Annotated in this window: 14 protein-coding genes; 12 read left to right on the top strand and 2 right to left on the bottom strand. The window is 41.5% G+C overall.

The window, feature by feature from the left end:
- The first annotated feature begins 2 nt into the window (after positions 1–2).
- The 9 genes from fmt (at position 3) to QZ158_RS02215 (ending at position 9,138) form a co-directional block, all read left to right on the top strand.
- On the top strand, positions 3–938 hold the full coding sequence (gene fmt / locus QZ158_RS02255) for a methionyl-tRNA formyltransferase (RefSeq protein WP_293874163.1): 936 nt from the start codon (positions 3–5) through the stop codon (positions 936–938).
- Positions 928–2,241, top strand: coding sequence for a 16S rRNA (cytosine(967)-C(5))-methyltransferase RsmB (gene rsmB, locus QZ158_RS02250; protein WP_293874160.1), 1,314 nt, complete (start codon positions 928–930; stop codon positions 2,239–2,241). Before fmt ends, rsmB begins: the two co-directional genes overlap by 11 nt.
- A 21-nt stretch (positions 2,242–2,262) precedes the next feature.
- Positions 2,263–3,003: a Stp1/IreP family PP2C-type Ser/Thr phosphatase gene (locus tag QZ158_RS02245; protein WP_293874157.1), complete on the top strand. Its 741-nt coding sequence runs from the start codon at positions 2,263–2,265 to the stop codon at positions 3,001–3,003.
- Positions 3,000–4,871: a Stk1 family PASTA domain-containing Ser/Thr kinase gene (gene pknB, locus QZ158_RS02240; RefSeq protein WP_293874154.1), complete on the top strand. Its 1,872-nt coding sequence runs from the start codon at positions 3,000–3,002 to the stop codon at positions 4,869–4,871. Before QZ158_RS02245 ends, pknB begins: the two co-directional genes overlap by 4 nt.
- 129 nt (positions 4,872–5,000) lie before the next feature.
- Positions 5,001–5,696, top strand: a complete 696-nt coding sequence (gene liaF / locus QZ158_RS02235) for a cell wall-active antibiotics response protein LiaF (protein ID WP_293874151.1) — start codon at positions 5,001–5,003, stop codon at positions 5,694–5,696.
- Positions 5,693–6,712, top strand: coding sequence for a sensor histidine kinase (locus QZ158_RS02230; RefSeq protein WP_272083960.1), 1,020 nt, complete (start codon positions 5,693–5,695; stop codon positions 6,710–6,712). The genes liaF and QZ158_RS02230 overlap by 4 nt, the downstream gene beginning before the upstream one ends.
- Positions 6,690–7,322, top strand: coding sequence for a response regulator transcription factor (locus tag QZ158_RS02225; RefSeq protein WP_061563639.1), 633 nt, complete (start codon positions 6,690–6,692; stop codon positions 7,320–7,322). Before QZ158_RS02230 ends, QZ158_RS02225 begins: the two co-directional genes overlap by 23 nt.
- A gap of 44 nt (positions 7,323–7,366) precedes the next feature.
- A complete protein-coding gene (locus QZ158_RS02220; RefSeq protein WP_293874137.1) occupies positions 7,367–8,773 on the top strand; it encodes a bifunctional Cof-type HAD-IIB family hydrolase/peptidylprolyl isomerase in 1,407 nt (468 codons plus the stop codon).
- Positions 8,770–9,138, top strand: a complete 369-nt coding sequence (locus QZ158_RS02215) for a S1 RNA-binding domain-containing protein (RefSeq protein ID WP_048715304.1) — start codon at positions 8,770–8,772, stop codon at positions 9,136–9,138. Before QZ158_RS02220 ends, QZ158_RS02215 begins: the two co-directional genes overlap by 4 nt.
- 51 nt (positions 9,139–9,189) lie before the next feature.
- Here the strand turns inward: QZ158_RS02215 and cysK are convergent, their stop codons facing one another.
- Both cysK and QZ158_RS02205 read right to left on the bottom strand, forming a co-directional pair.
- The gene (cysK, locus tag QZ158_RS02210) at positions 9,190–10,119 is read right to left on the bottom strand and encodes a cysteine synthase A (protein ID WP_293874119.1); all 930 of its coding nucleotides are present in this window, start codon (positions 10,117–10,119) and stop codon (positions 9,190–9,192) included.
- Positions 10,120–10,210: 91 nt separating this feature from the next.
- On the bottom strand, positions 10,211–10,843 hold the full coding sequence (locus QZ158_RS02205; RefSeq protein WP_293874116.1) for a YigZ family protein: 633 nt from the start codon (positions 10,841–10,843) through the stop codon (positions 10,211–10,213).
- A 55-nt stretch (positions 10,844–10,898) separates the two neighbouring features.
- On the opposite strand from QZ158_RS02205, the gene QZ158_RS02200 reads away from it, so the two are divergent.
- The 3 genes from QZ158_RS02200 (at position 10,899) to raiA (ending at position 13,498) form a co-directional block, all read left to right on the top strand.
- Positions 10,899–12,197, top strand: a complete 1,299-nt coding sequence (locus tag QZ158_RS02200) for a DEAD/DEAH box helicase (protein ID WP_293874113.1) — start codon at positions 10,899–10,901, stop codon at positions 12,195–12,197.
- On the top strand, positions 12,194–12,865 hold the full coding sequence (locus QZ158_RS02195) for a ComF family protein (protein WP_293874110.1): 672 nt from the start codon (positions 12,194–12,196) through the stop codon (positions 12,863–12,865). The genes QZ158_RS02200 and QZ158_RS02195 overlap by 4 nt, the downstream gene beginning before the upstream one ends.
- An 87-nt stretch (positions 12,866–12,952) precedes the next feature.
- The gene (raiA, locus tag QZ158_RS02190; RefSeq protein ID WP_293874107.1) at positions 12,953–13,498 is read left to right on the top strand and encodes a ribosome-associated translation inhibitor RaiA; all 546 of its coding nucleotides are present in this window, start codon (positions 12,953–12,955) and stop codon (positions 13,496–13,498) included.
- Positions 13,499–13,564 lie beyond the last annotated feature (66 nt).

Raw genomic sequence — 13,564 nt, 5'->3', positions numbered from 1 at the left:
AAATGACAAAAATACTATTTATGGGAACGCCTGATTTCTCAGCTACAGTCTTAAAAGGCTTGATTTCTGATGAACGCTATGATATTCTAGCCGTTGTGACCCAACCAGATCGGGCAGTTGGTCGTAAAAAAGAAATCCGAATGACACCAGTAAAAGAAGCGGCTTTAGAAGCAGGCTTGCCAATCTATCAGCCGGAGAAACTATCTGGAAGCCAAGAACTAGAAGACTTATTGGCTTTGGGAGCAGATGGGATTGTCACAGCAGCCTTTGGACAGTTTTTGCCGAGTCGTTTGTTAGAGGCGATGAAGTTTTCTGTCAACGTGCACGCTTCTCTTCTTCCAAAATACCGTGGTGGAGCGCCTATTCATTATGCCATCATGAATGGGGATAAAGAAGCTGGTGTGACCATCATGGAAATGGTCAAAGAGATGGATGCTGGAGATATGATTTCTTCTCGCGCCATCCCTATTTTAGAGGAAGACAATGTGGGAACCCTATTTGAGAAATTGGCTCTTGTCGGTCGGGATCTTCTTTTAGAAACACTGCCAGCTTACCTTGCGGGAGAGCTTAAGCCCCAACCGCAGGATCCCCAACAAGTCACCTTCTCTCCAAATATCAAGCCAGAAGAAGAACGCCTGGATTGGACACGGACCAACCGTGAACTCTTTAACCAAGTTCGAGGCATGTATCCTTGGCCAGTTGCCCATACCCTATGGAAGGGTGAACGCTTTAAAATTTACCAAGCAAAACCGTGTGAAGGTCAAGGAGAACCAGGGGAAATTTTAGCTCTCCATAAAAATGAAATCGTTGTTGCGACGGGTGAGGGAGCCTTGGCCTTGACCCTTGTTCAGCCAGCCGGTAAACCCAAAATGCCTGTCGGAGATTTCTTAAATGGTTTAGGGCGACAACTGCAAGTAGGTGATCAATTTGGTAAATAAGATGCAGACTGCACGAGGGGTGGCCCTATCTACCCTAGGAGAGATTTTCCAGGACGGTGCTTTTTCAAACATCGCCCTCAAAAAATCCTTGGGCAAGGCAACCTTGTCAGATGTAGATAAAAGTCTAGTAACCGAAATCGTCTATGGGACGGTTTCACGTAAACTAACCTTGGAATGGTATCTATCGCACTTTGTCGCTGATCGAGACCAGGTAGATCCCTGGATCTATCATCTTTTATTAATGAGCCTCTATCAGTTCGTCTATCTGGAGAAGATTCCTCCCCATGCTGTTGTTCATGAAGCAGTAGAGCTTGCCAAGCAACGGAAAAAAGGCAGCGAAAAATATGTCAATGCTCTCTTACGGAAAATACTACGAGAGGAGTTTCCATCAATTGACCAGATTAAACGAATCAACAAACGACTTTCAATCCGCTATTCTCTTCCGGTTTGGTTGGTGAAAAAGTTGATGGACGAGTATGGTGAACAGCGGGCAATTGCGATTTTTGAGAGTCTCTATGTTCGCAACAAGGCCAGTGTTCGTGTTGTCGATCTGGATCAAAAAGAAGACATCAAGGAGCAATTGCAGGCTTCGGATTCTTTATTGGCTTCAACTGCCCTCGTAAAGGAGAATGGCTATTTTGCGGGCTCTGATTACTTCAAACAAGGGAAATTAACCATTCAAGATGAGACCAGTCAATTGGTCGCTCCGGCTTTAGAGGTCCAACCATCAGACCAGGTCTTGGATGCCTGTGCAGCACCTGGGGGCAAGACCACCCATCTAGCTTCTTATCTAGTTGATGGGCAGGTTACAGCTTTGGACTTGTACGATCATAAGCTCCAATTAATTCAGGAAAATGCGGAACGTCTGGGAGTTGCAGATAAAATCCAGACAAAAAAACTGGATGCCAGCAAGGTGTTTGAAGCTTTTGGAGCGGATGCCTTCGATAAAATCTTGGTAGACGCCCCTTGTTCTGGGATTGGTTTGATCCGCCGTAAGCCAGATATCAAGTACAATAAAGACAATGCTGACTTTGCGTCTCTACAGGCGATTCAATTGGAAATATTGGATGGAGTTTGTCAAAGTGTGCGGAAAGATGGTATAATAGTCTACAGTACATGCACAATTATAAGAGAAGAGAATTTTGATGTGGTTGACCAGTTTTTAGAAACCCATCCAAATTTTGAACTCGTGCCATTAGATCATGAACGAAAAGATATTCTGAAAGATGGCTGTATTTTAATTACACCAGAATTGTATGGAAGCGACGGTTTCTTTATTAGTCGTTTTCGAAGAATATCGTAATCTCAGGAGGATACGGACAGTATGGAAATTTCTATCTTAACCGATGTAGGTCAAAGACGGACAAATAACCAAGACTATGCAAATCAATATAAAAATAAAGCGGGAAAATCCATGGTTTTTCTAGCTGACGGGATGGGGGGGCATCGTGCTGGTAATATTGCTAGCGAGATGGCTGTTACCGATCTCGGCGCTGCTTGGGTAGCAACTGAAATCAGCACCATTAATGAAGTCAGAGAGTGGTTTGCGGAGTATCTGGAAAAAGAAAACCAGCAGATCCATCGCATTGGTCAAGATGAAGAACATAAAGGAATGGGAACAACTCTCGAAGCTGTTGCCGTTATTGATAACCAAGTCTTATTTGCGCATGTAGGGGATTCCCGAATTGGACTCGTGCGTAATGGGGAATACCATCAATTGACCAGTGACCATTCTTTAGTAAACGCCTTGCTCAAGGCAGGACAGATTACGGAAGAAGAGGCAGCTCATCATCCCCAGCGCAATATCATCACCCAATCCATTGGACAAAAAGATGAATTGCAGCCGGATTTTGGTATGGTTACGGTTGAAGCGGGAGATTTCATTGTTATCAATAGTGATGGATTAACCAATATGATCTCTGGCGATGAAATCCGTGATATCGTTGTCAGCGATTTATCGATTGAAGAAAAGGCAAAAACCTTGATTCGCTTTGCGAATAATGCTGGCGGTTTGGACAATATTACAGTTGTACTGATTCGCTTTGCTGAGGAGGATGTGTCATGATTCAAATCGGCAAAATTTTTGCCGGACGATATAAGATAATCCGTCAAATCGGGCGTGGAGGGATGGCAGATGTCTACCTCGCTCGGGATTTAATCTTAGATGGTGAAGAAGTTGCAGTTAAAGTACTGAGGACCAATTACCAAACAGATCCAATTGCAGTTGCACGCTTCCAACGAGAGGCCAAAGCGATGGCAGATTTGGATCATCCAAATATCGTTCGGATCACGGATATCGGTGAAGAGGATGGCCAGCAATACTTGGCGATGGAATATGTCGCTGGTTTGGACTTGAAACGCTATATCAAAGAAAATGCCCCTCTCTCAAATGAAGAAGCTGTTCGCTTGATGGGGCAAATCCTTCTTGCTATGCGCTTGGCGCACACGCAAGGCATTATTCACCGTGATTTGAAACCTCAAAATGTCCTTTTAACATCGGACGGAAATGCCAAGGTTTCTGACTTTGGGATTGCAGTAGCCTTTGCAGAGACCAGTCTCACCCAGACCAACTCTATGTTGGGTTCGGTTCATTATTTATCACCAGAGCAAGCCAGAGGATCGAAAGCTTCTATTCAAAGTGATATCTATGCAATGGGGATCATTTTCTACGAAATGCTGACGGGTCATATCCCTTATGATGGGGATAGTGCAGTGACCATTGCGCTGCAACATTTCCAAAAACCACTTCCGTCCATCATTGAAGAGAACAAAAATGTTCCGCAGGCTTTGGAAAATGTGGTGATTAAGGCAACAGCAAAGAAACTATCCGATCGCTATAAGTCGGTAGCTGAAATGTATGTCGACTTGTCAAGTTGTCTATCTTATGAACGCCGTAATGAGAAAAAATTAGTCTTTGATGACGCTTCAAAAGCGGATACTAAGACCCTACCAAAGGTGAATGTGGTTCCAAAACCGGCTCCACTTCCAACATCAGAGGCTCGTCCTACAGTTCATGAGGACCGACCAGTGGCTTCAGAGGATCGAACAGCTCCAGTTTCTCCAAAAAATAAGCCACGTCGTCGTTTGCGGACGCGCTACAAGGTCTTGTTTGTCGCCCTAGCTTTGGTACTAGCTGCCTTTGCCTTTCTTCTTTATATGAGTCCAGCCAACAAAACAGTGCCGGATGTATCTGGAAAAACAGTAGCAGAAGCGCGTGCTATCATTGAAGATCAGGATCTTCAAGTGGGAGACGAAAAAGAAGAATACAGTGATTCGGTGCTGGAGGGTTATGTAATCCGTACCAATCCAAATGCAGGAGCTCAGAAAAAGGAAAACAGCAAGGTTGATTTGGTTGTCTCGAAAGGACCAAGCACCTTTAATATGCCGGACTATACTGGTAGGTCTAGAGAAGATGCGGAAAATGATCTGAAAACCACCTATAAGCTTTCTAGCAAGCTGATTTCGATTGAAGAAGTCGAGACCAATGAAGTGGAGCCAGGAATCGTGCTTGAGCAATCTCCTGCCGCTGGTCAAAAATATGATTTGACTTCTAATACCAAGGTTGTTCTGAAAGTATCGAAGGAAAGTAATTCGATTGAGTTACCAAGTTATGTTGGTTCTAATTATGAATTTGCTGTCTCTAATCTCGTTCAGATCTATGGGGTGAAGGAAGCAAATATTGAACGGAAGACCACATCGCATCTTCCGGCTGGTGTAGAAGTCTTACCAGGTCAAATTGTGAGTCAGACTCCAGAAGCTCAATCGAGCATCGATATTAAAAAGACTCGCATTGTCTTGACTGTATACGAACCGAAGACGGAACCATCAAGTAGCACGAAAGCTTCAAGTAGTTCATCAGAAAGTTCAACCTCTACAACAGTAGAATCCCATTCCAATACGGAACCTTCGGCTTCTACTGAGCCAGAATCTTAACATGATGACCTTATAAAACCAGACCTCATTGGTCTGGTTTTTTAGTAAAGTGAGAGTTGGAATGAATCCTTCTAGAGGCGGAAGCGAATCATTTAGAATTTTGATAAAATAGAATGGAGAGGTTCAATTATGTGGAAGATTCAATTGTTTGTGTTTGTTGAAGCTTTGTTACTCACCATGGCTGCAATCACTATTTTGGCGGGAAATATATCTCGTATCGTCCTAATCGTGGTTCTGTGCTTGCTTTTATTGTATTATTACATCGGAAAACAGCGGAGTAATTTTCTTTTAGTGGCATCCAGCATTCTGCTGTTTTTTATTGTCATGTTAAATCCTTATGTCATTGCTGCGCTTTTGTTTGCCGTCGTCTATGCCATGCTGGTGGCTTATCCCTATTTTTACCGTGAAAACGAAGAAGTGAAGATAGATTATGAGGAAGATGTAGAAATCCGACAAGAGAAAACGCCTTGGATTGGGGATCTGCATCATTTTTCAAAGGTAAACTGCCATTTTCGCGATTTAACGATTACACGTTTATTCGGGAAGGATACGATCCACTTAGACGAAGTGATTGTTGTGAATCATGACAATGTCATCATCATGAGAAAGATGTTTGGCAATACGAAAATTATTTTGCCGGTGGATGTGGAGCTTAGCTTGCAGGTAAATACCTTATATGGAGAATTGCGCCTCTTCTCTCAAAAACCTAGGAAATTGAGAAATGAGACAGTAAGCATGGAGACACTGAATTATCGAAGTTCCCATCGAACAGTGAAGCTTGTTATTGCGGGGATTGTAGGAGATGTGGAGGTCGTCAGAGGATGAAACGAACAGACTATCTTTTAATCTTCCTTTATACGGTCTTAATTCTAGCTGTTATTATCCATTCTATTTTTGGTCTTTTCGACTTTCAGTGGACTTATCTATTGGAAGATTTATCCAAACTGCGTGCTTTTCTGTTTATCGGCTTTGGTTTGACGGTTGCTCTGACTATTTTGATGATTCTATTGATTAAATTGATTCAATTTACAATCATGAACACTGTCCAAAAAAACCTGAGAAACTTGCTCGAAGGCAAGAAGCTAAAACTCGGAGAAAACAAAGAGATTAATGAAGAGTTTCAACGCTTGGATCGCAAACTCAAACGCCTGACAGAAAATTTACAACGTACAGAAAATCGAGTCATGCAAAATGAAGAAGAGATTGTGGAGAGAGAACGCAGGCGAATTGCTCGAGATCTCCATGATACGGTTAGCCAAGAATTATTTGCAGCTAATATGATTTTGTCCGGTGTAGCCAGTCAGGATCAAGTTCTTCAACTCCCTAAAGTAGGGCAACAGTTGAAGGGGGTCACAGAAATTCTAAACACCGCTCAAAATGATTTGCGGATTCTCTTATTACACCTGCGGCCGACAGAATTAGAAGGTCGAAACTTGGTAGAAGGTCTCCAGGTGATTTTTAGAGAACTACAAGAAAAGAGCAATTTAGAAGTTTATTTTGAACACGATGTTCAAAAATTACCAAAATCTATTGAAGAGCATATTTTTCGAATTGTACAAGAAGTAGTGAGCAATACACTGAAACATGCCCATGCGAAGCGCTTGGATGTTTATCTGTTGCAAACAGAACAATCTCTCCATCTCAAATTAGCAGATGATGGAGTGGGGTTTGATCCAGAATCTTTGGGTGAACTAAGTTACGGTATGAAGAATATTCAGGATCGAGTAGATGACATGGCAGGAAGAATTAAGATTTTGACCAGTCCCAAAAAGGGAGTGGCTATTGATATTAAAGTGCCGTTAGTAGAAGGAGAAGATGATGAAATTATTACTAGTAGATGATCATGAAATGGTCCGATTAGGACTGAAAAGCTATTTAAGTATGCAAGATGGGATTGATCAAGTCTTAGAGGCTAGTGATGGTCAAGAAGGTGTTGAGTTAGCCCTAAAGGAGCGACCAGATGTCATCATTATGGATATTGTCATGCCCCATATGACCGGGATTGAAGCGACACTCGCCATCCTAAAGGAGTGGTCAGATGCAAAAATATTGATCCTAACATCCTATTTGGACAATGAAAAAATCTATCCTGTCTTGGATGCAGGAGCCAAAGGCTATATGCTCAAAACTTCCAGTGCAGAGGAAATTTTACGGGCCATTCGTAAGGTGGAGCAAGGAGAGTTGGCGATTGAGACAGAGGTCAGCCAAAAAGTAGAGTATCGGAAAAACCACGTGGAACTCCATGATGACTTGACAGCGCGTGAACGAGATATCTTGGCTTTGCTAACTAAGGGATATGAAAACCAACGAATTGCTGATGAATTATTCATTTCATTAAAAACAGTCAAGACCCATGTATCGAATATTTTGTCAAAATTAGAAGTGAGCGACCGTACTCAGGCAGTGGTCTATGCCTTCCAGCATCACTTGGTTTCTCAGGAAGATTTTTAGTCAAAAACATGCTATAATAGACAGCATACTGAATGGAGACCCACATGGATGCAAAAACACGCTACAAAGCAAAAAAGATTAAAATAGTATTTTTTGATATTGACGATACCCTACGAAATGTTGAGACCGGCTATGTTCCAGCTTCGGTCACCAGAGTGTTTTCACAATTACGAGAAAAAGGAATTTACACAGCTATTGCTAGTGGAAGAGGGATTTTTGGAGTGCCAGAAGAAATCAAGGCTCTCCAACCTGACTTTTACGTCACTCTGAATGGTTCCTACGTGATTGATCGTAAGGAGCATGTCATTTATGAAGAAAGGGTACCAAATCCACTTGTTCAAGACTTTATTGCTTGGGCCAAGCAGGTAGGGATTCATTATGGTTTGGTTGGAAGTCATCAAGCAGCTCTTTCGACTCGGACAGAAGAGATAAGTCGGGCTATTGACCCCATTTATCCAAAGCTACCAGTAGATCTTGATTTTGCTGCCAAACATCCCATCTATCAGATGTGGACTTTCGAGACTGGTAAAACAGTTGATGCCCTACCTGAGAATTTGGAGCAAAAATTGCGTTTGGTTCGCTGGCACCCAATCTCATCAGATGTTGTCTTAGATCAGCAATCAAAAGCTCATGGAGTCTCAAAAGTAGTCGAAAAATTGGGATTCAAACCAGAAAATGTCTTAACATTTGGGGATGGATTGAACGACTTAGAACTATTTGACTATGCTGGTTTAGCGATTGCCATGGGAAACGCCCAGGATGCATTAAAAGCTAAAGCAGATTATGTCACAAAAAATTTAGAAGAAGATGGCATCTTACATGCCTTAGAGGAGTTAAAAATGGTTGAAAAAGAATTGCATTTACCACAAACAAAAATGGATCAAGAAACAGGACCAATTGCGACGATTCATACCAACTATGGAGATCTGAAGATTCGTCTCTTCCCTGAACAAGCTCCGAAAACAGTAGCAAACTTTATTGCGCTTGCGAAAGATGGCTACTACAATGGAGTGATTTTCCACCGCATCATTAAAGATTTCATGATCCAAGGTGGGGACCCGACTGGAACAGGTATGGGTGGAGAATCCATCTATGGAGAGTCTTTTGAAGATGAATTCTCAGAAGAGTTGTACAATATCCGTGGTGCGCTATCCATGGCCAATGCCGGTCCAAATACCAACGGCAGTCAATTCTTCATCGTTCAAAACCAACACCTTCCTTATTCTAAAAAGGAAATTGCCCGTGGTGGTTGGCCTGAAGCTATTGCAGAAATTTACGCAGAAGAAGGAGGGACTCCTCATTTGGACCGTCGTCACACAGTTTTCGGTCAGTTGATGGATGAAGCTTCTTATCAAGTATTGGATACAATTGCGGCAGTTGAGACAAGTGCCATGGACAAACCTAAAGAAGACGTGGTCATGGAATCGATTGACATTGAGGGAGAGGCATGAGAATCGGGGATAAACTCAAGGGTGTTGTGACAGGCTTGCAACCTTATGGAGCCTTTGTTGAATTAGAGACAGGGGTAACCGGTTTGATCCATATTTCTGAAATCCGCAGTGGATATATTGACAACATTCATGATATCTTAAAAATTGGGGATCAAGTTTGTACCCAGGTTATTGATATAGATGAATACTCTGGGAAGGCTAGCTTGTCCCTTCGAGCCTTAGAAGCTGGGAACAGAAAGCATTTTCGCCATCATCGTTTTTCAAATGATCGCCATAAGATCGGTTTTACTCCTTTAGCCAAACAATTACCTATTTGGATTAAAGAAAGTAAAGAATTTTTGAGTGACACTAGTCAAGGAAAATAAGAATTTGTTTCAGCAGATAGAAAGAAAAGAGGCTACATCGTAGCCTCTTTCTTATTCTTGATCAAAATCGTAAAGGGTAGTTGAAAGGTAACGTTCTCCATTATCCGGTGCCAAAGCCAAGACTTTTTTACCAGCGCCAAGCTCTTTAGCGACTTCAATTGCTGCATAGATAGCGGCGGCAGATGAAATTCCAACTAAGAATCCTTCTTTTCCACCAATGTAGCGACCTAATTCTAAAGCTTGTTCAGAAGTGACGCGGATTACGCCATCATAAGAATTGGTATCCAACGTTTCTGGAATGAAACCTGCTGACAATCCTTGGATTTTGTGTGGTCCAGGTTTTTCACCAGAAAGAATCGCTGATTCGTCTGCTTCGACTGCATAGACTTGGACAGCTGGGTTGACTTTTTTCAAGGCATGAGAAACACCTGAAATAGTTCCACCAGTTCCAACACCACTGACGTAAGCATCCAATCCATTTGGCCCAAAAGCTTCTAAAATTTCTTGTCCTGTTGTTGCTTCATGGACTTCTGGGTTGGCGCTGTTGTTAAATTGGAGGGGAAGAAAACCGTTTCGTTCTGCAGCGATTTCTTCTGCTTTAGCGATAGCTCCTTTCATTCCTTCGCTACCTGGAGTTAAGACAAGTTCTGCTCCATAAGCTTGAATGATTTTCCGACGTTCAACACTCATGGTTTCAGGCATGACGATGACGACTTTATACCCTTTGGCAGCCCCGACCCAAGACAAACCAATTCCTGTATTTCCACTTGTTGCTTCAACGATAGTAGAACCAGGTTGAAGAAGACCTTCTCGTTCTGCTTTTTCAATCATGCTAAGAGCAATCCGGTCTTTGACAGATGACCCAGGGTTGAAGGCTTCTAATTTAACATAGACATCAGCAGCCCCTTCAGGTACTAGGTGATTCAATTTTACAATAGGTGTTTTTCCGATTAATTCTGTAATATTTTGATAGATAGGCATACGATATACACTCCTTTGTTAGTGTATCCAGTATACCGCCAGTAAGAAGGTTTGTAAAATATAAAAAAGCTATCGACGCGATAGCCTTTTTTTATAGCTGAATGGGAACTTCCACTTCCTTTAATCCCTGATCACTAATCTCAACCTTTCCATGGTAAAAATCAATCAGGTCCGCAATCACATCTTCTTTTTGCCCTTTATCTACATAGATCAGACTAAAGACAGCATCGGTGAAGTCTGTCTGGTATTCTGTTAATTGGTGAGCGGATAAAAAGTTCGCAAACTCTTGGTATTGGGGATAAGTTAAGCTAATCCCTAGACCAACCTGCTCTTTGATTTCAACGAGACCGATTTCTTTTACAGCTTGTGCGACACTGCCAGCATAAGCGCGAATGAGTCCACCTGCTCCAAGCTTGATGCCTCCAAAATAACGAGTGACGACACAGCAGACATTGGTCAGTTCGTGATTCTCTAAAACGCCAAGCATAGGTACGCCAGCAGTCCCACTCGGTTCGCCATCGTCACTAGTCCGTTTGATTTCAAACTGCTCCCCAATGACAAAAGCAGAACAATTGTGAGTTGCCTTATAATGTTCTTTCTTGATAGCGGCTATAAAGTCGCGAGCTTCCTCTTCAGTATAAACTCGTTTAACATGGCAAAGAAAGCGGGATTTTTTAATTTCTTCTTGGACGAGACCGTCCTCTTTAAAAGTCTTGTATTCCATACATTTATTTTACAAAAAAACTCTTAAAACTGCGAGCTTTTACGAATATATAAGTATGAAACTTGAAGATTGTTATGGACGCTTGTTCACCCAAGACCAACTGGAGGATGACCTGCTTGAGCAGGCTCAGCAACTACCAGCAATAGTGCAGGAAAAGACGGGTTTGACTTGTAATCGGTGCGGAACTAAGATTGATAAGGCTAGATGGAAACTACAGATGGGGAGCTACTATTGTAGAGCCTGCATTCAATTGGGAAGAGTTAGAAGTGACCAAGCACTTTATTATTTTCCCCAACAAGCCTTTCCGCAAGAAGAAGTCTTAAGATGGCAGGGGACCTTAACGCCTTTTCAAAGTCGGGTTTCCCAGGAGTTGGTTCAATCCTTGACAGAAAGCAAGCCAATGATGGTACACGCAGTAACAGGCGCAGGTAAAACGGAAATGATGTACCAAGTGGTGGCGGAGATGATTAAAAAAGGGACATGTGTGTGCATTGCTACACCAAGGATTGACGTGTGTATTGAATTGTATAAACGGATGACGATGGATTTTTCCTGTCCCATCTCCTTGTTGCACGGTGACTCAGACCCTTATTTCCGAACGCCTCTTGTCATATCCACTACTCATCAACTACTCAAATTTTATAAAGCTTTCGATCTCCTCATAATCGATGAAGTCGATGCCTTTCCTTTTGTTGACAACCCCGTTCTCTATCATGCCGTTTCAAATGCAGTGACCAAGAACGGGAAGCTCATCTATTTGACAGCTACCTCCACAGAAGAATTGGATAAAAAGGTCAAAAAACAGGAGATAAAACGCGTTAGCCTACCTAGACGCTTTCATGGTAATCCCCTTGTGGTCCCTAAAAAAGTATGGTTAAAAGATCTACGTAAAAAAGTAGAAAAGAAACAAGTGCCAACGAAGTTGCTCAAGCTAATAAAAGAACAACGGAAAACCTTCTTCCCCCTGATCCTATTTGTATCAGAAATTGAATTAGGAGAAAAAATCCTCAGTCTATTAAGAAGGGCCTTCAAGAATGAGATCATCGAACTGGTAACCTCAAAAACGGATAATAGGTTGGAACTGGTAGAAAAATTTCGCAATCAAGAAATCACCATCCTTGTGTCAACGACCATTCTTGAACGGGGGGTCACCTTCCCTAAAGTAGACGTGTTCGTGATTGAGGCCAACCATCGATTGTTTACCAAGAGCGCTCTGGTTCAAATCGCTGGTCGTGTGGGAAGAAGTATGGAAAGACCCACAGGGGAATTACTATACTTGGCAGAAGGTAGTAGCAAAGAGATGACGCAAGCTATTAAAGAAATAAAAGAAATGAATCGGGAGGCAGGTTTTTGAGTAATTGTTTGCTATGTGATGAAGAGATTTCCTATCAAGAATCCTTAAAGAGCCTCATCCTAATGAAAAAGGATAATCCAACGATGTGTGACAACTGTAAAAACAAGTTTGATCCAATTAGTGAAGCTAGTTGCAAGACTTGTTGTAAAAAAAGCACGGAGACTTTTTGTGAAGATTGCCAAGAGTGGAAACGAAAAGGAAAGAAGGTAAACCATAGAGCGCTTTACTATTATAATGAAGAGATGAAGGAATATTTTCAAAGGTACAAATTTCAAGGTGACCAATTGTTAGCTTGTCTCTTTGCTGAAGAAATGAAGGCAGAACTAAAAAAATATAAAGGCTATACCATAGTTCCCATACCTTTAAGCGATGCTAGAAAAAAGAAAAGGGGGTTTAATCAAGTAACAGCCATTTTAGAATCTGCAGGGATCCCCTATCAAGACCTATTGAAAAAAAAGGATACAAAGGCCCAATCACAAAAAAATAAAAAGGAAAGATTGAAAGCAGAACAAGCCTTTGAACGAATAGAGCAAGAAAATCAAAGCTGGCCAGAGAATATAGTGATAGTGGATGATATCTATACAACAGGAGCAACCATAGAAAGATCCAAAGAAATGTTAATTGTAAATGGGGTGAAAGAAATAAGATCTTTTTCATTAGCAAGATAGAATAATCAAAAATTTATTTGCAAAAACAAAATGAAAGCGTTATAATATAGATATAAAAAGAAAAACGTTTAGAAAGAAGGTACTTATATGATTAAATATAGTATCCGTGGTGAAAACCTAGAAGTAACAGAAGCCATTCACGACTACGTCGTTTCTAAACTCGAAAAAATTGAAAAATATTTTCAAGCAGAGCAAGAATTGGATGCCCGCGTAAACCTAAAAGTTTATCGTGAAAAAACTGCAAAAGTTGAGGTCACGATTCCACTTGGTTCCATTACACTTCGTGCAGAAGATGTTTCTCAAGATATGTATGGATCTATTGACTTGGTAGTTGATAAGATTGAACGTCAAATTCGAAAGAATAAAACAAAGATTGAAAAGAAAAATCGTAGCAAATCTGCAACCAGCAAAATCTTTACAGACGTTCTGGTTGAGGAAAGTGTTGCTCTTGAGAAAGTTGTCCGCACAAAAACGATTGACATTGAACCAATGGAACTAGATGAAGCCATCCTACAAATGGAACTATTGGGACATGACTTCTTCATCTATAAGGATGTGGAAGATAACACAACAAACGTCATCTACCGTCGTGAAGATGGAGATGTAGGACTTCTTGAAGTCAAAGAAAAATAAGCTAATACAATAAGAAAGCTCCTGTAGAACATACAGGAGCTTTCTTATATTATAGGAAGATAAAGT

The sequence above is a fragment of the Streptococcus sp. A12 genome (assembly GCF_905372335.1).
GTDB lineage: Bacteria > Bacillota > Bacilli > Lactobacillales > Streptococcaceae > Streptococcus.
The sequence above is the reverse complement of the archived record's forward strand: the minus strand, read 5'-3'. Positions and strand labels throughout refer to the sequence as shown.

Bases quoted from the DNA above. Each gene is read 5' to 3' on its own strand.
- raiA (WP_293874107.1), top strand. From the start codon at position 12,953: ATGATTAAATATAGTATCCGTGGTGAAAACCTAGAAGTAACAGAAGCC.
- QZ158_RS02205 (WP_293874116.1), bottom strand. From the start codon at position 10,843: ATGGAATACAAGACTTTTAAAGAGGACGGTCTCGTCCAAGAAGAAATT.
- pknB (WP_293874154.1), top strand. From the start codon at position 3,000: ATGATTCAAATCGGCAAAATTTTTGCCGGACGATATAAGATAATCCGT.
- fmt (WP_293874163.1), top strand. From the start codon at position 3: ATGACAAAAATACTATTTATGGGAACGCCTGATTTCTCAGCTACAGTC.
- QZ158_RS02225 (WP_061563639.1), top strand. From the start codon at position 6,690: ATGAAATTATTACTAGTAGATGATCATGAAATGGTCCGATTAGGACTG.
- liaF (WP_293874151.1), top strand. From the start codon at position 5,001: ATGTGGAAGATTCAATTGTTTGTGTTTGTTGAAGCTTTGTTACTCACC.
- QZ158_RS02200 (WP_293874113.1), top strand. From the start codon at position 10,899: ATGAAACTTGAAGATTGTTATGGACGCTTGTTCACCCAAGACCAACTG.
- QZ158_RS02220 (WP_293874137.1), top strand. From the start codon at position 7,367: ATGGATGCAAAAACACGCTACAAAGCAAAAAAGATTAAAATAGTATTT.
- QZ158_RS02245 (WP_293874157.1), top strand. From the start codon at position 2,263: ATGGAAATTTCTATCTTAACCGATGTAGGTCAAAGACGGACAAATAAC.
- QZ158_RS02230 (WP_272083960.1), top strand. From the start codon at position 5,693: ATGAAACGAACAGACTATCTTTTAATCTTCCTTTATACGGTCTTAATT.
- cysK (WP_293874119.1), bottom strand. From the start codon at position 10,119: ATGCCTATCTATCAAAATATTACAGAATTAATCGGAAAAACACCTATT.
- QZ158_RS02215 (WP_048715304.1), top strand. From the start codon at position 8,770: ATGAGAATCGGGGATAAACTCAAGGGTGTTGTGACAGGCTTGCAACCT.